Raw genomic sequence first — 23,280 nt, 5'->3', positions numbered from 1 at the left:
GCCCGGCCCCCGCGATCCCGGCGCGCCCTGCTCACCGCCCGGTCCGCCCTGTGCCCCAGGGCGTTTCGGACCGCTCTGGCCGGCTCCCGGCGGCGTGGCGCGAAGCTTCTCGGTGACCGCCGGATCGGGCTGCTGGATCGGCAGGATCGTCGTGGCGTCGTCGGACGGGTTCGATATCGCGGGAACGTCTTGTGGCGCTTCGGGTTTCGCGTCCGGCACCGTAGTGTCCCGATCGCCGTTCGCGCCGCCGGCCTGCTGCGCCGGGCCGGACTTCGTGGTCTTCTCGCCACCCTTGTCAGACGAAACCTTGGGCAGTGCAACGGTTTTCGAATCGTCGGTACCGTCACCGTTCTCGTTCGCGGCAGCGTCCGGCGCCTTCGAGCCCGGCGCGGCGGCACCCGCGGCAGGGGCGGCGCCCTGACCGGCTGCGGCACCTTCGGCGCCCCCTGCCTTCGCGGCACCCGCAGGCTTCGCGCCCTTCGTGGTGCGCTCGGTATCGGGTGCGGCGGCCGGGCCGTTCGTCGTCGCCGGGCCGTTCGTGGCGGCGGATCCGGCAGATCCGGAGGATCCGGCAGTGCCGGTCGCGGCGTCGGACTTGCCGGAGTCCTCGGAGGTGGGAGCCTTGCCGGGTTTCTCGGGCTTGTTGCCGGTTTCCGCGCGCCTGGGGATGGCGACCGTCTCCGCTTCGCCCGCCGCTGCACCGCTCGCCGCAGTGCCCGCCTTTCCGGCGGCGTCCTTCTCGGCACCGGCCGGCTCGGCGGGTTCGCCACCGTCGCTCGCCTTCGAGCCGGGCGCGCCGGCGGCCGGCTTGCCGGAACCGGAAGTACCGGAACCGCCGGACCTCGCGCCCGGAGCGCCTGCACCGGACTTGTCACCCGCGCCGGAGTTCGCCTGGGCCGAACCGTTTTTCGCCCCCGGTGCGCGAATCACCCGGGTCTGCGCCGAGGGTGACGGCATGGGCGCGGTGGGGGCGGCACCGGGTAGTTGGTCCCGGGAGATGCGCTGGGTACGGTCCGGGGCGCCGGTGTCCGGTTCGCGGCCGGGTGTGGGCCCGCCCTGGGCGCCGAGCTTCGCCGGTCCGTCCGGACCCGCACCGGATGCAGCCTGACGCGGGCGGTCGCCGGAGGCGCCCTGGTGCGGCTTCTGATCGTCGTTCGGGTCGGACACGCGCTACCCCTTGCTCACTATCGGCTGTCGGTCGTCGACTGTCGGTCTCAGACGGCCAGCCTAATGGGGTCGGGGCGCGTAGGAGGCGGCAGACGCGCAACCATATAAGGGCTCGCCATCGCCGACCGGGGCCCGACGGGGCCCGGCGCACCCGCTGCCCGGCGAGCCGGTGCGGTGGCGGTGCACAATGAAGCCCATGACCTCCTTCGGTGATCTGCTCGGACCGCAGCCGGTATTGCTTCCCGAAAACACGGAAGCCGAACAGGCCCTGCTCGACAATCAGGACCCGGTCCAGGTCGCCGCCGCGCATCCGACGGCCTCCGTGGCCTGGGCGCAGCTGGCCGAGGATGCGCTCGACCGCGCCGGCATCGTGGGCGCGCCCGAGGGCCAGGCCGAGGTGACCCTCGATGTGGTGGCGGCCTACGCCTTCGCCCGCACGGGCTACCACCGTGGCCTGGACCTGCTGCGCCGCAACGGGTGGAAGGGCTTCGGCCCGGTGCCGTGGAGCCACGAACCCAACCAGGGCTTCCTCCGTGCGGTCGGCGCGCTCGCCCGGGCCGCCCAGGCCATCGGCGAGAGCGACGAATACGCCCGCTGCCTGGATTTGCTCGAGGATTGCGATCCCCGCGCCGCCGCCGAACTCGGTCTGGACTGAGACTGGCCGGCACGGAACGGTTCGCGACCGCCATCACCGTCGATGCGGTTCGCGACAGCGGTAGACAGCGCATGCGCAATGGATGGGTACGTCTGCGCCGATCCGCGCTTCCGATCTTCCAGTGTGCGGTGGGCGCGGCCCTGTCCTGGTTCGTCGCCCACCGGTTGGTGGGGCATCCACAACCGTTCTTCGCGCCGATGGCCGCGGTCATCTCGATCGGCGTGTCGTTCGGCGCGCGTCTGCGCCGATCCGTGGAACTCGTCGGCGGTGTGGCCGTCGGGATCGGGATCGGCGACTTCTTCATCGGACAGGTCGGAACCGGTGCGTGGCAGATCGCGCTCGTCGTCGGGGTGGCGATGGCGATCGCGGTATTTCTCGACAGAGGTGCGGTCATCCCGATGCAGGCCGCCAGTTCGGCGGTGCTGGTCGCCACGTTGATGCCGCCGCATACCGGCGGAGGTCTCAACCGTATGGTCGACGCGCTGGTCGGTGGGTTCGTCGGCGTCGTGGTGGTGGCCGCGATTCCGCTGCACCCGGTGCGCCGGGCCCGGCAGCAGGCCGCCGATATCCTCACCGTCCTGGCTGCGGCGCTGACCGAATGCGCTGACGGCCTGCACGAGCAGAATGCCGACAAGGTCCGCGACGCATTGCATTCCGTGCGCGGTACGCAACCGCAGATCGACGGTCTGCGCAATGCGGTGGAGGGCGGCCGCGAGGTCAGCCGGATCTCGCCGCTGTACTGGAATTCCCGGCCGCGGCTGGAAGCGATCCGCGCGGCGGTAGACCCGCTCGACAATGCCGTGCGCAATACCCGAGTGTTGTTGCGCCGCGCCCTGACCCTGGTCCGCGACGACGAAATCCTCGATCCCCGAATGATCGCCGAGGTCGAAGAACTGGGGCAGGCGGTGGAAGTGGTGCGCCGCTACATGGTTGCCGAACCCGGCGAACAGCCCGATGCCGCCGAGGCGACGCGCGTCCTGCGGCGAGTGGCGAAGGGCGCGACCAAGGATCTGGTCGAAGGCGCCGGCCTGTCCTCGCTCGTGGTCTTCGCCCAATTGCGTTCCATCGTGGTCGATCTGATGCAGGTCTGCGGGATCAAACGCCTGTCGGCGCTCGCGCTGCTGCCGCCCACCGTGCAGAACCCCTATGTGGCGCCGCAGGATTGACGACACGGCGGTACCAGTAGTCGCCGAGCGTTCCGCGAGGTCGCCGGGCCCGGCTGCGCACGGCCACCGCGTTCGAATCGGGTAGTCGACTACTCGTGTCGCGGGCCGGCGCGGATCGTACGTTTGTCTCGACCGCGTCGACGAGGGGTGGCGCGGTCGGAAACTTCGCGACGGATGCGACGTGCGGCCGTTTTGGTGTGCGGCCGACCGCGTAGGGGGCGGGCGCTCCGTCGCGAAGAGGGCCGCCCGGTTCCCGTTCGCCGGCGAATCGAACCGGAATCGGGCGCGCCCGCCGAAAACTCACGTGTCAGGTCCAGAAGCGGGTCAGATAACTACCGATGGCCGCCCAGTCCGACGGCACGCCCGAGAGCTCGAACACCCAGTAGACGGCATCGAAGAACACCCGATTGAGCTCCGGCACCCACAGAATCGCGAGCAACAGCAGCAGTCCGAACGGCTTCACCTGATCCAGCGAACGCCGGGTCTGATAACTCAGCGACGGCTCCACGATCGCGTAGCCGTCGGTTCCGGGAATCGGCAGCAGATTCAGAATCGTCGCGGTGATCTGCAGAAATGCCAGAAAACTCAGGCCGAACCAGAAGGCGGCGTGGTCGTGGGTGGAGCCGGCGAACCGGACGATCACCAGCAGCACCACCGCGCACAACGCGTTGACCGCCGGACCCGCCGCGCTGATCGCGCGCTGGGTGCGTGTCGAGAAGTTCTGCGTATTCAGATAGACCGCGCCGCCGGGCAGCGCGAACCCGCCCAGCGCGATGAAGAAGATCGGCAGTGCGATCGACAGCAGCGGATGGCTGTACTTCACCGGATTCAGCGTCAGGTATCCGCGCATCTGCACTTCGCGGTCCCCGGCTCGGTACGCCGTGTACGCGTGGCCGAATTCGTGCAGGCACACGCTGAGAATCCAGCCCGCCACCACCAACACGAAGACGCCGGCCTTGGCCCGGGTGGACAGCGGATCGGCATCCCAGGCCAACGCTCCGCCCAGGGCGGTGATCACGACGATCAGCAAGAAGATCGGACTCGGGCTGATCCCCCGGCGGTACTCCCGGGCCCCTACGTGGTTACGCAAGCTGCCGCCTCCGGGGCCGTCGTCCGTACCGCACTACGCGCCGAGCCGGGAAGGAATAGGTCATCGCACCAGCAGCCAGGGCTCGTGATGACGGTAGAAACTCGACCGCGGCACGGTGCGATCGGCGGCGATGCCGTCGCGGGTCACCGCGGCGCCCGGTGAACCCAGCTGTACGGCACGGCCTGCCACCCAGCGCTTCTTACCCCAGCCGCGCTGCACCGTCGCGCGCACGCCGGGCATCTCGAGCGTCGGCGAAACATGCAGTGCCGCAACCTTTCCGGTGAACAACCGGACTTCGTCGACGTAGGCCTCACCCTCGAGTTTGCCGCCGTCGCGGCCGGTGATCGTGGCCCGGCCGACCAGGACGGTACCGGTCTCGTCACGAATCAGCGGGGTCGGCTCGGGCCGGCCCTCCAGCGCGCGTTTGGCGGCGTGCGAGCCCGTCCCGGTCTGATAGGCGCGGGAACCGTAGGTGCGATCCACCGGCACGTAACCGATCTCGACGGCCAGCCGTTCGGTGCGCAGCAGATGGGTGAGCACCGCGGCCAGACCGGCGTCCTCGCCCAGCACGATCAGTCGCGGCTGGTTGTCGGCCGCCAGCACCGGAAGCAGTTCGTCCAGTTCGCCGGTCTCGGGGATCGCCGTGGTCTGGGTAGTGGGCAGCGACGCGAGCGCGATGGGCACGGGAGCGCCGTTGCAGCGGAGAACATGAGTACTCAACTGCCGAACACCCTCCTCGGACCTGCCAACGCCATCGCCCTCGCTGCCTACCGGGCGCACCCCTGCCGGGACGCCTCCGCAGGCCACTGTAATCGGCTCGGGCGGTCGGCGCGCTCTCCGCTGCGGCGCGCGGGGGAGGAGGTGGCTGGTTAGGGCACGAATTGTGTCCACTAGACTGTCCCTCCGGCCACCGCCACATGGCGCGAGCGACGGGCCTCGGGAGCGCCGTCATCGGGCTCTGCAACGGCAGGTAGCTGCAGCGTCGCCGATGCTGCGCGTCGACACCGTAGGAGACTCCCATGCCGGCAATCGTGCTGATCGGCGCCCAGTGGGGCGACGAGGGTAAGGGCAAAGCTACCGATCTGCTCGGTGGCCGCGTCCAGTGGGTGGTCCGCTACCAGGGTGGCAACAACGCAGGTCACACGGTGGTCCTGCCGAACGGCGACAATTTCGCGCTGCATCTCATCCCGTCCGGAATCCTGACGCCGGGCGTCACCAATGTCATCGGCAACGGTGTGGTCATCGATCCGGGTGTGCTGCTCGACGAACTCGCCGGACTGGAACAGCGCTCGGTGGACACCACCCGGCTGCTGCTCTCGGCGGACGCGCACCTGATCATGCCGTACCACGTGGCCATCGATAAGGTCACCGAACGCTTCCTGGGCAACAAGAAGATCGGCACCACCGGACGCGGCATCGGCCCCTGCTATCAGGACAAGGTCGCCCGCGTGGGCGTGCGCGTCGCCGATGTGCTGGACGAGAAGATCCTCACCCAGAAGGTCGAAGCCGCACTGGAATTCAAGAACCAGGTGCTGGTGAAGATCTACAACCGGCGCGCACTCGACCCGCAGCAGGTGGTCGACGAGGTGCTGAATCAGGCCGAAGGCTTCAAACACCGCATCAGCGACACCCGGCTGCTGCTCAACCAGGCCCTGGAGAACGGCGAGACCGTTCTGCTGGAGGGGTCCCAGGGCACCCTGCTCGACGTCGACCACGGCACCTATCCCTATGTGACGTCGTCGAATCCCACCTCCGGTGGCGCCGCGGTGGGCGCGGGCGTGGGACCCAACAAGATCACCACGGTGCTCGGCATTTTGAAGGCCTACACCACGCGCGTCGGCTCCGGGCCGTTCCCGACCGAACTGTTCGACCAGTCCGGCGAATATCTCGCCAAGACCGGCGGCGAGGTCGGCGTGACCACCGGCCGCGCCCGCCGCACCGGCTGGTTCGACGCGGTGATCGCGCGCTACGCCACCCGGGTCAACGGCATCACCGACTACTTCCTCACCAAACTGGATGTGCTGTCGAGCCTGGACCGGGTACCGATCTGCGTGGCCTACGAGATCGACGGTGAGCGGGTGGAGCAGATGCCCACCACGCAGACCGAATTCCACCACGCCAAGCCCATCTACGAGGAGATGCCGGGCTGGTGGGAGGACATCTCCGGGGCCCGCAGCTTCGAGGATCTGCCGGCCAACGCGCGCGCGTACGTCGAACGGCTGGAGGAGCTTTCCGGCGCCCGCGTGTCCTGCATCGGCGTCGGACCCGGCCGCGACGAGACGATCGTCCGTCACGACATCTTGAAGTAGCGAAAACGTTCGGGCTCAGTAGCAGGTGAGCGGCGCCAACGGTTCGGTGGCGTGCGGGGTCAGCGACGCGTAGGTCGCCGCGATCGACTTCACCGCCACCCGCAGATCGGATTCGGTGTGGGTGAACGGGATTCGCAGAAACCGTTCGAACGCGCCCTGGACTCCGAAGCGGGGCCCGGCGGCGAGCAGCACACCGTGATTGGGCGCGGTGGCGGCGAGGGCGGTCGAGACGGGAGCCGGTAGTTGCACCCAGATCGACATACCACCGCGGCCGGGACTCACCTGCCAGTCGGGCAGTTCCTCGGCCAGGGCCTCGAGCAGGGCGGCGCGACGGCTGTGCAGCTGTTCGCGGCGTTGTTCGAGGATCACGTCCGCATGGTCGAGCAGATAGCCGGTGGCCAGCTGATCCATCACCGGCGTGCCGAGGTCCACCGTGGACCGGGTGCCGAGCAGTTTCGCGATGAGCGATTGGTTGGCCCGGATCCAGCCGACGCGCAGGCCGCCCCAGAACGACTTGGACGCCGATCCGATCGTCACGATTTCCGATCCGCGCGCGAAAGCGGCTGCCGGAGGGGGTGTTTCGCCGTCGAGCTGCTGGTCGACCATGGACTCGTCGACGATCACCGTCATGCGGGTCTCGCGGGCGATCGCGGCCAGTTCCGCGCGGGCGTCGGCGCTCATCAGCAGGCCGGTCGGATTGTTGAAGTCCGGTACCAGGTAGGCGGTACTGGCGGCGGTTTGCCGTGCGGCGCTGCGGATTCCGTCGAGATCCCAGGCGGCCTCCGGTTGTTCGGGGCGCAGCGGCACCGGGACCGGCCGGGCGCCGACGTCGCGGATCGCCTCGATCGCATTGGGATAGGTCGGGTGGTCTATCAGGACGCGTTCGGCGGGTGCGGTGAGCACGTTGAGCAACAGCCGAAGTCCGTGCTGCGCACCGAGAGTCACCAGAATCTGGTCCGGTTCGGTGGGCAGGCCGCGTTCGGTGTAGCGGCGCGCGAGCATCTCCCGTAGCGGCAGTACGCCCACCGGATCCATACCGTGAGTGCCCAGGTAGATCGGAAGTCCTTGCAGCGCGGCGGAATACGCGTCGTTCATCTGCGGGGGCGCCGACATCGCGGCGTAGGTGAGGTCGATGGTGGGCTGTGCCGTCGGCGACATCACCGCCAGAATGCTGCGGGCCGGTTTGGTGCCGTCGTGTGCGACGTCGGAGGGCAGGGCCACTGTGCTGCGCGAGCCCTGCCGGCTGATCAGATAACCATGCTCGCGCAGCAGCGCGTACGCGGAGGTGACCGTGGTACGGCTGACGCCCAGCGCGGTCGCCAGATCGCGTTCGCTCGGCAGGGCGATCCCCAGTGGGGCCCGGCCGTCGTGGATCAGCAGGCGAATACTCTCCGCGAGCGCCAGATATGCCGGGCGCGCGCCGCGGCGAGCGGCGCCGGATTCGTCGTGCCGCCAGCGGCCCAGGTCGCGGGTGAGGGTGGCCGCACTGATCACGCGTATCGCCATAGGGGCCAGTATCCGGGTAGTGGCTATTTGATTCAAGTCCAGATGCGGGCAGGCTGGACTCATGTTCTCGGGTCTCGCCGCTCTGCTGGTCGTCGCGGTCGTTCTTCTGGCCGCCTATCGTTATGCCACCGGATCCGGGCGCCGGGTCGTCGCACTCTTCGAGCGGTATCGCCCGAACGCGCCGATGGCGGATTGGTCACTGCGCGAGGTGGAGTGTCGCGATCCGGCCCGAGATCTCGCGGCGCTGCGGGATCGGCAGACCTGTGTGGCACGGGACCGGTCGGCGACTCGACCGCCTGTGCTGCCTTGACCGCCGGAGCGGCATCAGTCCAGTCGAGTGGTACTGGACTGCAACTGCCGGGGATGTCGGACCCTCGGTGCACACTGTGGGGTATGTCTGCGGGCAAGCTGTCCTCGGTCTCGGTGACCGAATTCGATACCGCCATCGGCCGATGCGCGATGGGGTGGACCGATGACGGCGTCGTGCGGTTCCAGTTGCCGGAAGTCGTCGTCCGCGGTCCCGAGACCGCTCGGCCTTCGGCCTCCGAACAGGCCTCGGATGCCGGTGCCCTCACGGCCGGCATGTTGCGCCGAGGTGTGGACGCGATCGCCGCCGAGCGGGTGCGCGTCGTCGAGCCGTCGGACGGGATGGCCGAGGCGATCCGGGCCATTCGCGCGCATCTGACCGGGGAGCTCGACGATCTGCGGTGGATTCCGGTGGACTACCGCGCCCAGCCGGAATTCCATCGCGCGGTCTACGACATCACGCGCGCCATCGGCCCGGGGCACACACTCACCTACGGCGAGGTCGCCGCGCGGGCCGGGGCGCCCGGCGCGGCCCAGGCCGTCGGACAAGCCCTGGGCCGCAATCCGATTCCGTTGATCGTGCCCTGCCACCGCGTGCTGGCGGCCGACCACGGACTGCACGGCTTCTCCGCGCCGGGCGGCATCGTGACCAAGGCCCGGCTGCTCGAAATCGAGCGCACCTCGGGATTCGGCGAACCGACCCTGTTCTAGACGCCGCCGGGCTATTGCGAGGCGGGCAGCCGATCGAGGAAATCGGCGATGAGCGGGGCGATCTCGCGCAGATGCGTTTCCAGGGCGAAATGGCCGGTGTCGAACAGGTGCAGCTCGGCATCGGGTAGATCGGCGAGGTACGCGTCGGCGCCGGGGGCTGGGAAGAAGGGGTCGTTCGCACCCCAGACGATGAGCGCCGGCGGGGTGTACGTGCGCAGCCAGGCCTGCCATTCGGGGTAGCGGGCCACATTCGAGTGGTAGTCGTAGGCCAGCGACAGCTGCGCTCGGGTGCGGCCGGGTAGGTCGAGATAACTCTGGTCCAGCATCCAGCTCTCCGGAGCGAGCCGGCTCGTATCCGCGACCCCCTGCTCGTATTGGCCGCGGGTGCCGTCCAGGGTGAGCAGTTGGCCGATGATGTCGTCGGCTCCTTCCTGCTCCGGTCGCAGCGCGATGAAATCCCTTGCCCCGGCGGACAATCCGGCTTCGTAGGCGTTGCCGTTCTGCACCACCAGGCCGGTGATCCACTCGGGATGACGAGTGGCGATGCGGTAACCGACGGGCGCGCCGAAATCGAAGACGTACATCGCGAACAGGGTCAGGTCGAGCTGCCGCACGAATGCCTCGGTGATATCGGCGAGACGATCGAAGGTGTAGTCGAAATCCGCCGGCGCCACGGTATTCCCGAAGCCGGGACAGTCCGGGGCGATCAGATGATACCGGCTGCCCAGCACGTCGATGAGACGCCGGAACTGGTGCGACCCCGACGGGAAGCCGTGCAACAGCAGCAGCGCCGGAGCGTCCGCGCGAGTGGGCACGGATTCGCGATAGAAGACTTCGACGCCCTCCACTTCGACGCGCCGATTCCGCACTTCGGTCACTTCGATCATGATGTCACATGCCTTATCTCCGTAGGGATGCATTAGTTCTAGCCGGCCGAACCTAATGCGTCAATATGGCGAGATACCATTAGTGGGTGAGTGAACCGCTGATCGGAGAACCGCCGGCCCTGGACCTGGTGAACACCCGGCCCGCGGACGGCGACCTGCTGCAGACCCCCGAACAGCTGACGCGCTGGCTGGACCTGCAAGCCGGGCGTCTGTCCGGGCTACCCGGCGACGCGACCGCGGCCGATCTGGCTGCGGTACACGCCGTCCGCGATCACACCGCGCGAATACTCGAAGCTCTTCTGGCCGAGCGGGTCCCGCCGGCGGCCGCGCTGGACGGTCTGACCGCCGCGCAAGCCGCCGCGCCGGCGATCCGCACGCTGGAATGGGGTGCGGGCGGGTTCACCGCGACCGTGCGGCGCCTCGGGGAGCCGGGTACGCACGTGGCCGCCGCGCTCGCCGACGCGGCGGTGGATCTGCTCGCCGACCCGTCCATCGCTCGCGTGCGGCAATGCGCCGCCGACGACTGCGTCCTGCTGTTTCTGCCCGCCCATCCTCGGCGGCAGTGGTGTTCTCCGGAACGCTGCGGCAACCGGGCCCGCGTCGCCCGTTATTACCAGCGGCACAAGGGCGCCGACCGGTGACCGCGAGCTACTTGTGTTCGGCGTTGGGGTTGATCGCGCCTTGAATGCCGTCGTTGGCTCGGTTGACGCCGTCGACCACCGCATCCGGGACGGCATCGGGCACCGGCGCGCTGAAATCGCCCACGCGCACTTCCCGCGGAGCCGGCGGTTCGCTCGGCTTCGGCTCCGGCTTGGGCGCGGCCCGGGGCGCGGATTGCGGCGTGGGTACGTGTTGTGGTGAGGCGGAACGCAATTCCGCCGGCTCGTCGGAGGGCGCCGGGGCATCCGGGGTGGTGACACCGGGCTGAACCGGGCCGGTCGCCGCCGCCGTACCGGCGAATCCGAGGGCCACCGCGAGCGGTACCGCCGCCATCGCGACCCGAATACCCGTGATCAGATACCGATTTCGACGGATCACGCCGAGCACCACCCTCGTCAGCAAGCCTGCCTGTGCGGCGACCACGGCCGCCGCGAGCATCGTAATCGACACCAGGCCGGGTGTGCAGTGCCGAATCCTGTGATCCGTGCCGTCTCACCATGATCGGGCGCCCGCATGATGGTCAGCGCTGTCTGCCTCGGGGCGGCTCGCCGCGCATCAGATCGGCGAGTGCCTCGCGATCGGTGACATCGAGCTTCATACAGGCCCGATAGAGATGGCCCTCGACGGTCCGCACCGAGACGGTCAGCCGGTCCGCGATCTGCCGGTTGCTGAGCCCGGCCGCGACCAGGTTGGCGATTTCGCGTTCGCGCGCGGTGAGCGGAAGTGGTTGTGCCGATTGCCGAAGCGCCGGCGTGCTCGCGCCGCCGCAGGCCGCGGCCAGGCGATTGGCCGCCGCGGCGGATTCGAGCAATCGGCGGCGATCGCCGTGCCGCTCGTGCACCGAGGCGGCCTGCGCGGCGGCGTCGGCGGCCGAGAGCAGGGCACCCATCCGCTCGAATTCGGCTGCGGCAGCGTCCAATCCGGGCCCGTCCTGGGAGGCGACCGCCACGGCGTGGCGAGCCTGCACCTGCACCAGCGCGCCGTCGATCCGCGCGGCGATATCGGCGAGCCGACCGGCGACATTGCGGTCGCCGAAGCGGGCCGCGGTGTGCAGGGCCATGGCCTCGATCGCATGCTGATGGGAACGGGCCGCGGCGTCGGCGGCTCCGATGGCCAGCCGGACGGCCGGGGCGACGGTGCCTTCGGCGGCGGCCTGCCATGCGCGCGCGATTTCGAGCTGCGGTTCGTAGACCGCGCTGTGCCGGCCGCCGCGCAGTCGCGCCTCGGCGATCGTCTCGGCGGCTTCCGCGGCGCGGCCCAGGGCCGAATATGCCTCGGCCAGACGGATTCTCGCGGGGAACATCCACGCGGCGGCGCCCTCGGCGGTCAGCGCCGCGAGCGCCTGTTCGAGATTCTCGACGCCCTCCGGGAAGTGGCCCTGCGCCACGTCGACGGTGCCCTGCAGGATCTTCGACAGTCCCCAGGCCAGGTACTGTCCCGGCGCCGAATAGCCGAAATAGCCGGAGGCGCAGCGCCGTGCGGCCTCCAGTTCACCGGTGAAGGTCAGCGCCAGCACTTCCGCGTGCGCGGACATGAATCGCGTCGGCCCGTCGACCTGCTCCTCGACCTGATGGCCGCGCAGGGTGTATTCACGCGCGGCCGCACCGCGACCCATCAGCGCCAGCGCCAGACCGCCGCCGAACGACGCCCACCACACCGCCCAGGCCGGTGCGTCCGGTGTGGACATCACCGCCTCGGCGTCGGTGAAAGCCTCCTCCAAACGGTTCTCGTTCACCTCGCAGGCGGATGCCAAGCCCTGCAACGTCAACACGATCTTCGGATGCCGGACCCGGCTGCGCACCAGCGACAGCACCTCGTCGGCGCGATCGGCATCGCCCATGGCCCACAACAGATTCGAGACGCGGGTGCTGCCCCAGCGAGCCAGCTGCACCTCGTTCAACTGGTCCGGATCGAAACTGGCCAGCGTGCGTTCGGCCTCGATGCGATGTCCCTGCCACAGCAGTGCGCGCGCCAGCAGATCCGCGGACTCGACCCCGCCGCGACGCTCCACGGCCGCCCGCGCGAACCGCTCACCGAGCGGGATGTTCGCCAGCCCGATCGCGTCGGCCGCGGCTGCCTCGAACAATTCCAGATCCGCGGATTTGTCACTGTCCAAGGCCAATTCGGCCAGCCGGATGCGATCGGAGGCGGATTTGATGGGCCGTTCCCGCAGCGACGAATACAACCGGCCCCGCAGCCGGCGCGCCGAGGCGATGCCGAGACGCCGCCGGATCACCTCACCGAACAGCGGGTGGTTGTAGCGCACCAGCAATTGGTGCCCGTTCTCGACGATCCTTATCACGCCGCGGGTTTCGGCGTGTTCGACCGCGTCCTCACCGGCCAGTTCGGCCAGGACGTCGAGATCGATGGGCTCGCAGAAGGTGAGCAACTCCAGCACGCGCAGCACCGACTCCGGCAGCTGTTCGACGCGATCCTCCAGCAGCGCCGCCAGTTCCGAGGTCACCGCCGCCCGCCCGCGCAGCTGCCACACCCCGTTGACCTGACGCAGCGTGCCCGCCTCCAGCGCACCCTCCACCAGATGCCGCAGGAACAGGGCGTTGCCGCCGGAGGACTCCCACATCAGATTGGCGGTGAACCCCTCCAGCTGTCCGCCCAGCATGGATTCGACCAGTTCGACGCTCTGCGGTTCGGAGAACGGCGTGAGGTCGATCCGCAGCAGATGCCCGTCCTTCCACAGCGAGGTCACCGCATCCGGTACCGGCACCCCGCTGCGCACCGTGCAGACGATCCGCGCGGCCTTGTCGATAGCCAACTGCAACAACAGCGTTGCCGAGAGTTGATCCAGCAGGTGGGCGTCGTCGACGCCGATGATGGTGTCGCCGTCGGCCAGCAGCGCCTCCCGGGCGGCGGCCATGAACGTGACGGGGTCGTGCGCGGTGTACACACCGACCATATGTGCGAACACTCCGAGCGGAATACTGCGTGCGGACTCGGTGCCCGCCACCCAGCGCACACTGCCGCCCACCGCGGCCGTCGCCTGCCGCGCCAGGGTCGTCTTACCCACTCCCGCGTCGCCGGTCAGGATCGCGCCGACGAATTCGGTGCCGGTCAACGCGGCGCGAATCGACCCCAATTCGCCACCACGCTCGATCATCGGCCAGTTGCGAGGCATGAAATTACTGTAATGCCTCGCGTATCAGGGCGGGATGCGGTGAAGACCGAACGGCCGCAACCGGATCCAGCGGGTATACCGACAGGTTGTGAGATCGCCCGGTGGGAGCGTGGATGCGGCGCGCCGCAGGGCCGGGCCGGGGAGTGAAGTCGTCGCGCTCCCGGTGCGGCGACTCGCCGAGCGGGCGCAGATCCGCGTGGACCCGCGCCCGCGGTGAACTCAGTTCGCCCACACCTCGTCGATGGCGGTGGCGGCCGACGGCGGCGGGGTGGGGGTGCCGGCCTGGGTGCGGGAGAAGCGCGGGGCCGGGGCGTGCTGGACCACGCCGTCGATCTCGACCAGCGATTCGCGGGCGGTGATGTGGCCGTTCTCGATGGCCTCGGTGAAGGTCAGCACCGGGGTGCAGCAGGCGTCGGTGCCGTCGAAGATCGCGGCCCATTCGTCGCGGGTCCTGGTCTTGAACTTCTCCGTGAACAGCTTGCGCAGCTGGTCCTGGCCGTTGGGGTCGAGCTGCATCGGCAGGCCTTCGGGGTCGATCTCGAGCCCCTTCAGGAATTCGGCGTAGAACTGCGGTTCGATGCAGCCGACGGCCATGTATCTACCGTCGGAGGTCTCGTAGGTGTCGTAGAAGGCCATACCGGTGTCGAGCAGGTTGGTGCCGCGCTCGTCCGACCACAGACCCATGCCGCGCATACCCCAGATCATGTGCGAGAGCGAGAGCGCACCGTCGATCATCGCGGCGTCGATCACCTGGCCCTTGCCCGAGATGGACCGCTCCACCAGTGCGGAGAGCACACCCATCACCAGGAACATCGAACCGCCGCCGAAGTCGCCGACCATGTTCAGCGGCGGGACCGGGCGCTCACCCTTGCGGCCGATGGCATTGAGCACACCGGTCAGCGAGATGTAGTTGATGTCGTGGCCGGCGCGGTCGGCCAGCGGGCCGAACTGTCCCCATCCGGTCATCCGGCCGTAGATCAGGCGCGGGTTGCGCTCGAGGGTGACGTCCGGGCCCAGGCCCATCCGCTCGGTGACGCCGGGCCGGAAACCTTCCAGCAGCACGTCGGCCTTGTCGATCAGGCCCAGCACCTTCTCGATATCGGCAGGGTCCTTGAGATTCGCCTCGACGATGGTGCGTCCCCGCCACTGCGGCCGTTCCATGAATCCCGGCAGCTGCCCGGGACGCTGCACGCGCACCACATCGGCGCCCAGATCGGCCAGCAGCAGTGCCGCATGCGGGCCGGGGCCGATTCCGGCCAGCTCGAGAACCTTGATGCCCGCGAGTGGGCCCTGCCCGGTGGTGGTGGATGAAGTGCTCACGCCCTACCTCGGTTCGTCGTCGATCCTGCGACCGGCGGCGCGCGCCGGTGTTGACACTACGACAATAAGCGGTGGATGTGACGCACGGCATCCGGGTGCGGTGTAGGCGGCTATTCGATGATCCGCAGCGGTCGGGTCCGGTCCGGTGGCTGGTTACGGTTCGGTGGTTGAGTGCGATTCGGCGGCTGCGGCAGTTCCGAGCGGCGCAGCCGCAGCGTCGGCGGTTCGGCGCGCGGAATCGGCAGCGTCGGTACCGGATCCTCGGCCGAGCGCACCTTCACCGGCAGCCGGTAGCAGGCACGGGCGTTGTCCTCGAGCACCCGGTACATATCGGCGCCGACGGCCCGGCCGATGATCTCGATATCGGCATCGCGGAACGGCCGCCCGGCCCGGTTGCCCGGCAGATCGGAACCGAACATCAGCGCACCCGGATTCACCGCGTGCACCCGCCGCATCGCCGATTCCACATCCATCGACACCCGCCCGAACCCGGAGGCCTTCACCCGGGCCCCGCGATCCACCAGATTCAGCAGATAGGGCAGGCATTCGTCGGACATGCCCATATGGTCGATGCTCAGCGCCGGCAGTTTGGAGATGACCGGTTCCAGCGAGCCCAGCATCGATCCGTCGATGTAGAGCTCGACATGCCATCCGGCCAGTTCATAGGCGCGCACGGCCTGCATGGTCAGCGTGACGATGTCGACCGCGGCGCGCTTGAGGTTGAACCGGATCGCCCGCACTCCGGCCCGGTCCAGCTCGATGATCTGCTCGTCGGTGACGTCCGAGGGCAGATTGATCACCCCGACCCAGTTCGGCCCGAGTTCGGCCAGCGCGGCGATCATGAACGTGGAGTCGGTGCCCTGGAAGGACGCACTCACCACCGCACCACCGTCGACATCGAAGTGCGCCATGCGCTTTCGGTAGTCGCCGATGGTGTACGGCTCCGGCAGGTAGCCCTGATTCTCGACCAGCGGAAACCGCGGGTCGATGATGTGAACGTGTGAATCGAACACGTGATCAGCATGCCTCAGGTCGGTGACGAATGCGGATCCGGTGTGGTGTTCAGACCTTGTGCGGCTCGCTGGCGCGCAGCATGTCCTCGCGTTCGACGACCTTGACCCGCTCGCGGCCTTCGGGCTCGCCGAGCGACCGCTCGTGGGCGTCGAGGCGGTACCAACCGGCCCAGGTGGTGAACGGGATGCCCTTGTCCTCGAGGAACTTCGTCACGGCCTCGGGATCGGGTTCGGCGGCCGGGGTGAAGGAGGCGGCGTCGTCGAGCAGGCAGGCGATGGTCTCGTTGGCATCGCCCTTGGTGTGGCCGATCAGGCCGACCGGGCCGCGCTTGATCCAGCCGGTGACGTAGGTCTGCGGCAGGTAGCGGGCGGCGCCGTCGGCGCCCTCGTCGACGAGCACGCGCCCGGCCTCGTTGGGCACGGTGCCGGCCTGGTCGTCGAACGGCAGCTGCGGGATGTTCTGCGACAGGTAGCCGACGGCGCGGTACACGGCCTGGACGTCCCAGTCCTTATAGGTTCCGGTGCCCTTGACGTTGCCGGTGCCGTCCAGGGTGGTGCGCTCGGTGCGCAGGCCGACAACCTTGCCGTCCTCGCCGATCAGTTCGGCCGGGGACTCGAAGAAGTGCAGGAACAGCTTGTGCGGACGGTCGCCGACATCGCGGATGGCCCACTGCTCGAGGGTGTTGCAGACCATGTCGACCTGCTTGGAGTGGCGGCGGGCGGCCTCGGAGCCCTCGTCGTAGTCGATGTCCTCCGGATCGACGATGACCTCGATGGTCGGCGAGTGGTCGAGTTCGCGCAGCTCCAGCGGGGTGAACTTGGCCTGCGCGGGACCGCGGCGGCCGAAGACGTGGACCTCGAGCGCCTTGTTGTTGCGCAGGCCCTCGTAGACGTTCGGCGGAATCTCGGTCGGCAGCAGTTCGTCACCGGTCTTGGCGAGTACGCGGGCCACGTCGAGCGCGACGTTGCCCACGCCCAGGACGGCGACCTTCTCCGCGTCCAGCGGCCAGGTGCGCGGCACATCCGGGTGGCCGTCGTACCAGGACACGAAGTCCGCGGCGCCGTAGCTGCCGTCGAGCTCGATACCCGGCACGCCCAGGGCGCGGTCGGCGTTGGCGCCGGTGGAGAAGATCACCGCGTCGTAGAAGCGACGCAGGTCCTCGAGGTCGATGTCGCTGCCGTAGTCGATATTGCCGAGCAGGCGCACCTGCGGCTTGTCGAGCACCTTGTGCAGGGCGGTGATGATGCCCTTGATGCGCGGGTGGTCGGGCGCGACGCCGTAGCGGATGAGACCGAACGGGGCAGGCATGCGCTCGTAGAGGTCGATACTCGCCTCGACATCGGACTTCATCAGCGCGTCGGCGGCGTAGATTCCGGCCGGTCCGGCACCGACGATCGCGATGCGCAGTGGGCGGTCGCCCGCGCCGCTCTTCGTTCCAGCGTGTTCGGTCATTTCTACGCGCACCTTTGGTCGAAACTCTCGTCTTGTCAGCCGTCCTTCTTAGCTTAGGCTAAGTTGACGTGCGGGCCGGGCCCTGCCCGACTGCTCCGCCGATGCTGCCTCGTTGCCGCGCGGAGCTCTCCCGATCCGTGCACCGGATGTGGCCGGAGTTCTGGTGATTCTATCGGTGGCACACACCGCCGCTATTCCCGGTATCCGCGCGAAAATGCGGGCGTGATCTTCGACACTTCGGCCCACCGGGGATGATCGCACCATGAGTGACAGCGATCCGGCCGGCCGGAGCGACCCCCGGGGCGATGATCCGGCTACCTCGATCGATCAGCGCGACACCACGCGATCGGCGACGCCGTTCCTGATCGCCGCGGCCATCGCCGTTCTCGCGGTGCTCGCCGTCGTGATCCTCGGAGTCACCCGCCCGGCTGAGAACAATCTCACAGATCCGGACCGGGTGGCCATCGCGGCGCGCAACTTCGCCACGGCGAGAAGCGATTCCGATGCCGACCGGCGCAAGACCACCGAATGCGCGGGCTTCGACGAGAAGAAGTCTCCGCTGGGCGCCGGCTCCGTCGGCAAGAAGGTGGAGATCGCCGGAGTCGACGCGGTGCACATCGACGGCGACCACGCCACGGCCTCGGTGACCAGCCAGATCGACGGGCACAAGACCGCGGCGAACTGGAATTTCGGCCGTGAGAACGGCACCTGGCTGGTGTGCGGCAACCCCTGAGCCGTCGCCGTCGATGTTTGACAATCGGGCCTGTGACCAGGCATTCTCGGTTCAGGTCATGAGTACCAGCGGCAAGCCCCGGCTAGCTGGTCGGCAACCCTCCTCCGCGGTGGGGTGCTCCGGGTGACGACCTGGCCGCGGTCCGACCGGACGCGGCAAGTGCGGATTCCGTAGGAGGTTCGACAAGTGAGCTACGCCGGTGACATCACGCCTGGGCAGGCGTGGGAGTTGTTGCGCGACAATCCGGATGCGGTGCTGGTGGATGTGCGCACCGAGGCCGAATGGCGATTCGTCGGTGTGCCCGACACCACCTCGATCGAGCGGCCGACCGCCCTCATCGAATGGGTCGACGGCACCGGCTCGCCCAATCCCGCGTTCGTGGAGCAGTTGAAACAGGTGCTGGCCGATCGCGCGGGCGACAGCGATGCCCCGGTGATCTTCCTGTGCCGGTCCGGGCAGCGTTCGATCGGTGCGGCGACGGCGGCGACGGCGGCCGGCTTCGCACCCTCCTACAACGTGCTCGAGGGTTTCGAGGGTCCGCTGGATGCCGAGGGGCATCGTGGTGGCGCGGGTTGGCGCGCACTCGGCCTGCCGTGGCGGCAGTCGTGAGCGGATCTGTTGTGCGGCAATTCTTTTCGTGGAGGCAGTCATGATCACCGGCGGTGCATTCGATCGGCCGCTGCCCGAGGGCGTGGGTCCGGCGACCCTGGGCGTGCGCGGCGGGCTGCGCCGCTCCGGTTTCGAGGAGACCTCCGAGGCGCTGTATCTGTCGTCCGGATTCGTCTACGAGAGCGCGGAGGCGGCCGAAGCGGCCTTCACCGGCGATATCGAGCATTTCGTGTATTCCCGCTACGGCAATCCGACGGTCGCGATGTTCGAGGAGCGGATGCGGCTGCTCGAGGGCGCCGAGGCGTGTTTCGCCACCGCCAGCGGGATGTCCGCGGTGTTCACCGCGCTGGCGGCGCTGCTCGGGCAGGGCGATCGGCTGGTGGCCGCGCGCAGCCTGTTCGGTTCCTGTTTCGTGGTGTGCAACGAGATCCTGCCGCGCTGGGGCGTGGAAACCGTCTTCGTCGACGGTGAGGATCTCGGCCAGTGGGAGCGGGCGCTCTCGCAGCCGACGGCCGCGGTGTTCTTCGAGACCCCGTCGAATCCGATGCAGACCCTCGTCGACGTGCGGCGGGTGAGCGAACTGGCTCATGCCGCCGGTGCGAAGGTCGTGCTGGACAACGTGTTCGCGACGCCGCTGTTGCAGCGCAGCCTCGACCTCGGCGCCGATGTGGTGGTCTATTCGGGCACCAAGCACATCGACGGACAGGGCCGGGTGCTCGGCGGTGCGATCCTCGGCACCGGCGACTACATCAATGGACCGGTCAAGAATCTGATGCGCCACACCGGCCCGGCGCTGAGCCCGTTCAACGCCTGGACCCTGCTGAAGGGGCTGGAGACGATGCCGCTGCGGGTGCGGCAATCGACGCAGTCCGCGCTGGCCGTCGCCGAGTTCCTGGAACGGCATCCGGGCGTGGCCTGGACGAAGTACCCGTTCCTCACCTCGCATCCGCAGCACGAGCTGGCGACCTCGCAGATGTCCGGCGGCGGCACCGTGGTCACCTTCGAACTCGCCGCGGGCGCCGGCGAGGGCAAGAAGCGCGCCTTCGAGGTGCTGAACCGGCTGCGCATCGTCGACATCTCCAACAACCTCGGCGACGCGAAGACCCTGATCACGCATCCGGCGACCACCACGCACCGGGCGATGGGTCCCGAAGGCCGTGCGGCTGTCGGTCTCACCGACGGGGTGCTGCGTATCTCGATCGGACTCGAGGATGTGGAGGATCTGCTCGGCGATCTGGCGCAGGCGCTGAGCTGACACCGAAACCATTGACAGTATGCTGTCAATTATGACAGCATACTGTCATGAGTAAAACGGTTCATATCGCGGTGTACGACACCTTCGCCGATTGGGAGCCGAGCTACGTCACGGCCGGTATCAATCGCCCACTGATGCAGCGCGAACCGGGAAGCTGGCAGATCCGCACGGTCGGCGCCACCGCCGAGCCGGTCACCTCGATGGGCGGGCTGCGCGTGCTTCCCGATCTGACTCTGGATCAGCTCTCGCCGGGCGACAGCGCGATGCTAATCCTGCCCGGCGCCGATATCTGGGAGGACGGGCAACTCGCGCCGTTCGCCCAGGCGGCGGCGGACTTTCTGAAGGCCGGCGTGCCCGTCGCGGCGATCTGCGGGGCGACCTACGGACTGGCGACCCAGGGCCTGCTCGATGCTCGCCCGCACACCGGCAACGCCGCGGAAAACCTTGTCTCGACCGGATATTCGGGAGCGGAACACTTCGTGGACGAACCGGCCGTGACCGACGGCGATCTCATCACCGCGAGTGGTATCGCGCCGATCGACTTCGCGCGGCATATCTTCGCGCGGCTGGACCTGTTCGAGCCGGCCGTCCTGGACGCGTGGTATCGGCTCTACGCGGACCGGGATCCGAGCGGGTTCTTCGCCCTGCAGGCCGCGGCGGTCGAGCCGGCATGAGTCGGGGTGATGCCGAACTGTTCTCCGCGGCGGCGATCACGACCTTCAAGCTGAACGGCCAATTCCTCACGATCGCAGAGGAATTGGCGAAACCGGCGGAGATCACCGCGGCCTGGTGGCAGGTGCTGGGCGCGGTGCTGCACGAACCGCTGCCGGTATCGGGCATCGCGCGCGAGATGGGCATCACCCGCCAGAGCGTGCAGCGCATCGCAGACCTGCTGGTGGACAAGGGTTTCGCGGAATACCGGCCCAACCCCGCACATCGCCGCGCGAAGCTGGTGGCGATCACCGACGCGGGCTACGCGGCGGTCCGCCGGATCACCCCGCACCATGCCGTCATGGCGAAACAGCTTGCGCAACAATTGGGTTCGCGGCGGTTCGCCGAAGTGGTGGACGCGCTGGGCGATCTGTCGGCCGCGCTGGAAGCGCTGGAATCCGGGGATCGCGGCACAAGTCCGGACTGATGGACTGCGGCGCCGGGGAACGACCGTGCCGGCGTCCGGACGGTGCGCCGGCCGGACTTTTGCGCTCAGACCGCGAACGGATTCCCGGTGCGGCCCACGAGATCGGCCACCGAATCGATCACCACGGTCGGCCGGTACGGGAACTGTTCCACCGAGGCCCGGGTGGAAATCCCCGAGGTCACCAGCACTGTGCGCATCCCCGCCTCGAGTCCGGCGATCACATCGGTGTCCATCCGGTCGCCGATCATCACCGCCGACTGTGAATGCGCGCCGATCTGCCGCAGCGCCGAGCGCATCATCAGCGGATTCGGCTTCCCGACGTAGTACGGGTCGCGCCCGGTGGCCCGGGTGATCAGCGCGGCCACCGAACCCGTCGCGGGCAGCACGCCCTCGCGCGAGGGCCCGGTCGGGTCGGGATTGGTGGCGATGAACCGGGCGCCGCGCTCGACCAGCCGGATCGCGGTGGTGATCGCCTCGAACGAATAGGTCCGCGTCTCGCCGAGGACGACGTAATCCGGATCGCTGTCGGTCAGCACATAGCCGATCTCGTGCAGGGCGGTCGTCAACCCCGATTCGCCGACCACGTACGCCGTGCCGCCGGGACGCTGCTCGTTCAGGAAGGTGGCCGTGGCGGTCGCCGAGGTCCAGATCGAGGAGGCCGGGATGTCCAGCCCGATCCGGCGCAGGCGGGCCTGGAGATCGCGCGGCGTGCGGATGGAGTTGTTGGTCAGGACCAGGTACGGAATCTCACGCTCGGTCAGCTCCGTCAGGAACGCATCGGCGCCGGGGATGAGGTGGTCCTCGTGCACCAGCACGCCGTCCATATCGGTCAGGTAGGACAGAATCGGTTCACTGTCGGCAGTCACGAGCCAATTGTGGGCTATTGCCGAGGGTGAGGTGACGTTCCGGTAGGTGCGTACGCGCGGCGGTCGCAGAATTCGCACTGGTTATGGTCGAATGCGACCGCAGCTTGCCGCGCTGTCGAATTTCGGGACAGGAATTTCGGGACACCCGTCCAGCGCTGCACTCGGTCGACGCGGTCGTCTCCCACCCGGGAGCCGGCCCAAGCACGCACGTGACGGCGAACAGGAGTGGCGCAGTGAGTGATCTCAAGCTGGGATACAAGGCGTCGGCAGAACAATTCGGACCACGCGAGCTCGTCGAGCTCGGCGTTCTGGTCGAAGAACACGGCCTCGACAGCGCGACCGTCAGCGATCACTTCCAGCCCTGGCGGCACAAGGGTGGTCATGCGCCGTTCTCGCTGGCCTGGATGACCGCGGTCGGTGAGCGGACCTCCCGCATCCAGCTCGGCACCTCGGTGCTGACGCCGACCTTCCGCTACAACCCCGCGGTGATCGCGCAGGCCTTCGCGACTCTCGGGGTGCTGTACCCGGAGCGGATCATGCTGGGTGTGGGCACCGGGGAGGCGCTCAACGAGATCGCGACCGGTTACAAGGGCCAGTGGCCGGAGTTCAAGGAGCGCTTCGCCCGGCTGCGCGAATCGGTCGATCTCATGCGCGCGCTGTGGAGCGGTGACCGGGTCGACTTCGAGGGTCAGTACTACACCACGGTCGGCGCCTCGATCTACGACGTGCCGCCGGCCGGGATCCCGGTCTACATCGCCGCGGGCGGGCCCGTGGTCGCCCGGTACGCGGGCCGGGCCGGTGACGGTTTCATCTGCACCTCGGGCAAGGGGATGGACCTCTACACCGAGAAGTTGATGCCGGCGGTGACCGAGGGTGCGGAGAAGGTGGGCCGCACGCTCGGCGACATCGACCGGATGATCGAGATCAAGATCTCCTACGACACCGATCCCGAACTGGCGCTGGAGAATACGCGGTTCTGGGCGCCGCTGTCGCTGACCGCCGAGCAGAAGCATTCGATCACCGATCCGATCGAGATGGAGGCCGCCGCGGACGCGCTGCCGATCGAGCAGATCGCCAAGCGCTGGATCGTCGCCAGCGATCCGGACCAGGCCGTCGAGCAGATCAAGCCCTACGTCGACGCCGGGCTGAACCACCTGGTCTTCCACGCCCCCGGCCACGACCAGCGCCGCTTCCTGGACCTGTTCGCGCGCGACCTGGCACCGCGCCTGCGCGCACTCTGAGCCGCCGCGCCGGGTCGGCGAAACCCGTCCGGCCCGGCGCGGAAACCATCGAGGACTGATTG

23 protein-coding genes and 1 riboswitch are annotated in these 23,280 nt (G+C 68.5%); of the genes, 12 read left to right on the top strand and 11 right to left on the bottom strand.

What is annotated here, in order from left to right; translation table 11 throughout:
- Positions 1-1,167 (bottom strand): hypothetical protein (locus AC5592_RS29360; protein ID WP_371507530.1); only part of this gene is annotated, 1,167 nt, incomplete at its 3' end.
- Between the two features lie 196 nt (positions 1,168-1,363).
- Between AC5592_RS29360 and AC5592_RS29355 the strand changes: the two genes are divergently transcribed.
- Both AC5592_RS29355 and AC5592_RS29350 read left to right on the top strand, forming a co-directional pair.
- On the top strand, positions 1,364-1,822 hold the full coding sequence (locus tag AC5592_RS29355) for a DUF3151 domain-containing protein (protein ID WP_036506471.1): 459 nt from the start codon (positions 1,364-1,366) through the stop codon (positions 1,820-1,822).
- A 71-nt stretch (positions 1,823-1,893) separates the two neighbouring features.
- The gene (locus tag AC5592_RS29350) at positions 1,894-2,988 is read left to right on the top strand and encodes an FUSC family protein (RefSeq protein WP_036506469.1); all 1,095 of its coding nucleotides are present in this window, start codon (positions 1,894-1,896) and stop codon (positions 2,986-2,988) included.
- A gap of 307 nt (positions 2,989-3,295) precedes the next feature.
- Here AC5592_RS29350 and AC5592_RS29345 read toward each other — a convergent pair whose 3' ends face one another.
- Positions 3,296-4,078: a site-2 protease family protein gene (locus AC5592_RS29345; protein ID WP_036506466.1), complete on the bottom strand. Its 783-nt coding sequence runs from the start codon at positions 4,076-4,078 to the stop codon at positions 3,296-3,298.
- A 60-nt stretch (positions 4,079-4,138) separates the two neighbouring features.
- Entirely contained in the window at positions 4,139-4,762 is a 624-nt protein-coding gene (locus AC5592_RS29340; protein WP_232329601.1) for a hypothetical protein, read from the bottom strand.
- 335 nt (positions 4,763-5,097) lie between these two features.
- On the opposite strand from AC5592_RS29340, the gene AC5592_RS29335 reads away from it, so the two are divergent.
- Entirely contained in the window at positions 5,098-6,387 is a 1,290-nt protein-coding gene (locus AC5592_RS29335) for an adenylosuccinate synthase (RefSeq protein WP_036506461.1), read from the top strand.
- Positions 6,388-6,402: 15 nt separating this feature from the next.
- On the opposite strand, the gene yczR is transcribed toward AC5592_RS29335, so the two are convergent.
- Positions 6,403-7,893 carry a MocR-like transcription factor YczR gene (gene yczR / locus AC5592_RS29330; protein WP_063066078.1) on the bottom strand — a complete coding sequence of 497 codons (1,491 nt, stop codon included), beginning with the start codon at positions 7,891-7,893 and terminating at the stop codon, positions 6,403-6,405.
- A 61-nt stretch (positions 7,894-7,954) separates the two neighbouring features.
- Here yczR and AC5592_RS29325 point away from each other — a divergent pair, with 61 nt between their 5' ends.
- Both AC5592_RS29325 and AC5592_RS29320 read left to right on the top strand, forming a co-directional pair.
- Positions 7,955-8,203 carry a hypothetical protein gene (locus AC5592_RS29325; RefSeq protein WP_063066077.1) on the top strand — a complete coding sequence of 83 codons (249 nt, stop codon included), beginning with the start codon at positions 7,955-7,957 and terminating at the stop codon, positions 8,201-8,203.
- Between the two features lie 83 nt (positions 8,204-8,286).
- A complete protein-coding gene (locus AC5592_RS29320) occupies positions 8,287-8,910 on the top strand; it encodes a methylated-DNA--[protein]-cysteine S-methyltransferase (protein ID WP_063066076.1) in 624 nt (207 codons plus the stop codon).
- An 11-nt stretch (positions 8,911-8,921) separates the two neighbouring features.
- On the opposite strand, the gene AC5592_RS29315 is transcribed toward AC5592_RS29320, so the two are convergent.
- The gene (locus tag AC5592_RS29315; RefSeq protein WP_232329600.1) at positions 8,922-9,788 is read right to left on the bottom strand and encodes an alpha/beta fold hydrolase; all 867 of its coding nucleotides are present in this window, start codon (positions 9,786-9,788) and stop codon (positions 8,922-8,924) included.
- Positions 9,789-9,883: 95 nt separating this feature from the next.
- On the opposite strand from AC5592_RS29315, the gene AC5592_RS29310 reads away from it, so the two are divergent.
- Positions 9,884-10,438 (top strand): CGNR zinc finger domain-containing protein, encoded by a 555-nt coding sequence (locus tag AC5592_RS29310; protein ID WP_063066074.1) that lies wholly within the window; start codon positions 9,884-9,886, stop codon positions 10,436-10,438.
- Positions 10,439-10,445: 7 nt separating this feature from the next.
- Here AC5592_RS29310 and AC5592_RS29305 read toward each other — a convergent pair whose 3' ends face one another.
- The 5 genes from AC5592_RS29305 to AC5592_RS29285 all read right to left on the bottom strand — a co-directional run bounded on the left by AC5592_RS29305 (position 10,446) and on the right by AC5592_RS29285 (position 17,376).
- A complete protein-coding gene (locus AC5592_RS29305; protein WP_157122301.1) occupies positions 10,446-10,907 on the bottom strand; it encodes a hypothetical protein in 462 nt (153 codons plus the stop codon).
- A gap of 70 nt (positions 10,908-10,977) precedes the next feature.
- On the bottom strand, positions 10,978-13,590 hold the full coding sequence (locus AC5592_RS29300; RefSeq protein ID WP_036506450.1) for a LuxR C-terminal-related transcriptional regulator: 2,613 nt from the start codon (positions 13,588-13,590) through the stop codon (positions 10,978-10,980).
- A 219-nt stretch (positions 13,591-13,809) separates the two neighbouring features.
- A complete protein-coding gene (locus AC5592_RS29295; RefSeq protein WP_063066073.1) occupies positions 13,810-14,910 on the bottom strand; it encodes a CaiB/BaiF CoA transferase family protein in 1,101 nt (366 codons plus the stop codon).
- Positions 14,911-15,020: 110 nt separating this feature from the next.
- Positions 15,021-15,923, bottom strand: a complete 903-nt coding sequence (locus tag AC5592_RS29290) for an amidohydrolase family protein (RefSeq protein WP_036506445.1) — start codon at positions 15,921-15,923, stop codon at positions 15,021-15,023.
- Positions 15,924-15,972: 49 nt separating this feature from the next.
- Positions 15,973-17,376, bottom strand: a complete 1,404-nt coding sequence (locus tag AC5592_RS29285) for an FAD-dependent oxidoreductase (RefSeq protein WP_063066072.1) — start codon at positions 17,374-17,376, stop codon at positions 15,973-15,975.
- A gap of 262 nt (positions 17,377-17,638) precedes the next feature.
- On the opposite strand from AC5592_RS29285, the gene AC5592_RS29280 reads away from it, so the two are divergent.
- The 5 genes from AC5592_RS29280 (at position 17,639) to AC5592_RS29260 (ending at position 21,111) form a co-directional block, all read left to right on the top strand.
- The gene (locus tag AC5592_RS29280; protein WP_036506443.1) at positions 17,639-18,109 is read left to right on the top strand and encodes an Rv0361 family membrane protein; all 471 of its coding nucleotides are present in this window, start codon (positions 17,639-17,641) and stop codon (positions 18,107-18,109) included.
- 54 nt (positions 18,110-18,163) lie between these two features.
- Positions 18,164-18,277, top strand: a riboswitch (SAM riboswitch).
- An 18-nt stretch (positions 18,278-18,295) separates the two neighbouring features.
- Positions 18,296-18,718 (top strand): rhodanese-like domain-containing protein, encoded by a 423-nt coding sequence (locus AC5592_RS29275; protein ID WP_036506441.1) that lies wholly within the window; start codon positions 18,296-18,298, stop codon positions 18,716-18,718.
- Positions 18,719-18,758: 40 nt separating this feature from the next.
- The gene (locus AC5592_RS29270; protein WP_063066071.1) at positions 18,759-19,973 is read left to right on the top strand and encodes an O-succinylhomoserine sulfhydrylase; all 1,215 of its coding nucleotides are present in this window, start codon (positions 18,759-18,761) and stop codon (positions 19,971-19,973) included.
- A 47-nt stretch (positions 19,974-20,020) separates the two neighbouring features.
- Positions 20,021-20,647, top strand: coding sequence for a type 1 glutamine amidotransferase family protein (locus tag AC5592_RS29265; protein ID WP_063066070.1), 627 nt, complete (start codon positions 20,021-20,023; stop codon positions 20,645-20,647).
- Positions 20,644-21,111: a MarR family winged helix-turn-helix transcriptional regulator gene (locus AC5592_RS29260; protein ID WP_036506436.1), complete on the top strand. Its 468-nt coding sequence runs from the start codon at positions 20,644-20,646 to the stop codon at positions 21,109-21,111. The genes AC5592_RS29265 and AC5592_RS29260 overlap by 4 nt, the downstream gene beginning before the upstream one ends.
- Before the next feature lie 65 nt (positions 21,112-21,176).
- Here the strand turns inward: AC5592_RS29260 and AC5592_RS29255 are convergent, their stop codons facing one another.
- Positions 21,177-21,935: an HAD-IIA family hydrolase gene (locus tag AC5592_RS29255; protein ID WP_051043370.1), complete on the bottom strand. Its 759-nt coding sequence runs from the start codon at positions 21,933-21,935 to the stop codon at positions 21,177-21,179.
- A 275-nt stretch (positions 21,936-22,210) separates the two neighbouring features.
- Here AC5592_RS29255 and fgd point away from each other — a divergent pair, with 275 nt between their 5' ends.
- Positions 22,211-23,218 (top strand): glucose-6-phosphate dehydrogenase (coenzyme-F420), encoded by a 1,008-nt coding sequence (fgd, locus tag AC5592_RS29250; RefSeq protein WP_063066069.1) that lies wholly within the window; start codon positions 22,211-22,213, stop codon positions 23,216-23,218.
- Positions 23,219-23,280 lie beyond the last annotated feature (62 nt).

The organism is Nocardia violaceofusca NBRC 14427, assembly GCF_963869435.1.
GTDB classification, from domain to species: Bacteria; Actinomycetota; Actinomycetes; order Mycobacteriales; family Mycobacteriaceae; genus Nocardia; species Nocardia aobensis.
The sequence above is the reverse complement of the archived record's forward strand: the minus strand, read 5'-3'. Positions and strand labels throughout refer to the sequence as shown.

Coding starts and splice junctions, on each gene's coding strand:
- AC5592_RS29335 (WP_036506461.1), top strand. CDS start 5,098: ATGCCGGCAATCGTGCTGATCGGCGCCCAGTGGGGCGACGAGGGTAAG.
- AC5592_RS29350 (WP_036506469.1), top strand. CDS start 1,894: ATGCGCAATGGATGGGTACGTCTGCGCCGATCCGCGCTTCCGATCTTC.
- AC5592_RS29265 (WP_063066070.1), top strand. CDS start 20,021: ATGAGTAAAACGGTTCATATCGCGGTGTACGACACCTTCGCCGATTGG.
- AC5592_RS29280 (WP_036506443.1), top strand. CDS start 17,639: ATGAGTGACAGCGATCCGGCCGGCCGGAGCGACCCCCGGGGCGATGAT.
- AC5592_RS29300 (WP_036506450.1), bottom strand. CDS start 13,590: ATGCCTCGCAACTGGCCGATGATCGAGCGTGGTGGCGAATTGGGGTCG.
- AC5592_RS29260 (WP_036506436.1), top strand. CDS start 20,644: ATGAGTCGGGGTGATGCCGAACTGTTCTCCGCGGCGGCGATCACGACC.
- AC5592_RS29325 (WP_063066077.1), top strand. CDS start 7,955: ATGTTCTCGGGTCTCGCCGCTCTGCTGGTCGTCGCGGTCGTTCTTCTG.
- AC5592_RS29320 (WP_063066076.1), top strand. CDS start 8,287: ATGTCTGCGGGCAAGCTGTCCTCGGTCTCGGTGACCGAATTCGATACC.
- yczR (WP_063066078.1), bottom strand. CDS start 7,893: ATGGCGATACGCGTGATCAGTGCGGCCACCCTCACCCGCGACCTGGGC.
- AC5592_RS29355 (WP_036506471.1), top strand. CDS start 1,364: ATGACCTCCTTCGGTGATCTGCTCGGACCGCAGCCGGTATTGCTTCCC.
- AC5592_RS29255 (WP_051043370.1), bottom strand. CDS start 21,935: ATGGACGGCGTGCTGGTGCACGAGGACCACCTCATCCCCGGCGCCGAT.
- AC5592_RS29270 (WP_063066071.1), top strand. CDS start 18,759: ATGATCACCGGCGGTGCATTCGATCGGCCGCTGCCCGAGGGCGTGGGT.
- AC5592_RS29285 (WP_063066072.1), bottom strand. CDS start 17,376: ATGACCGAACACGCTGGAACGAAGAGCGGCGCGGGCGACCGCCCACTG.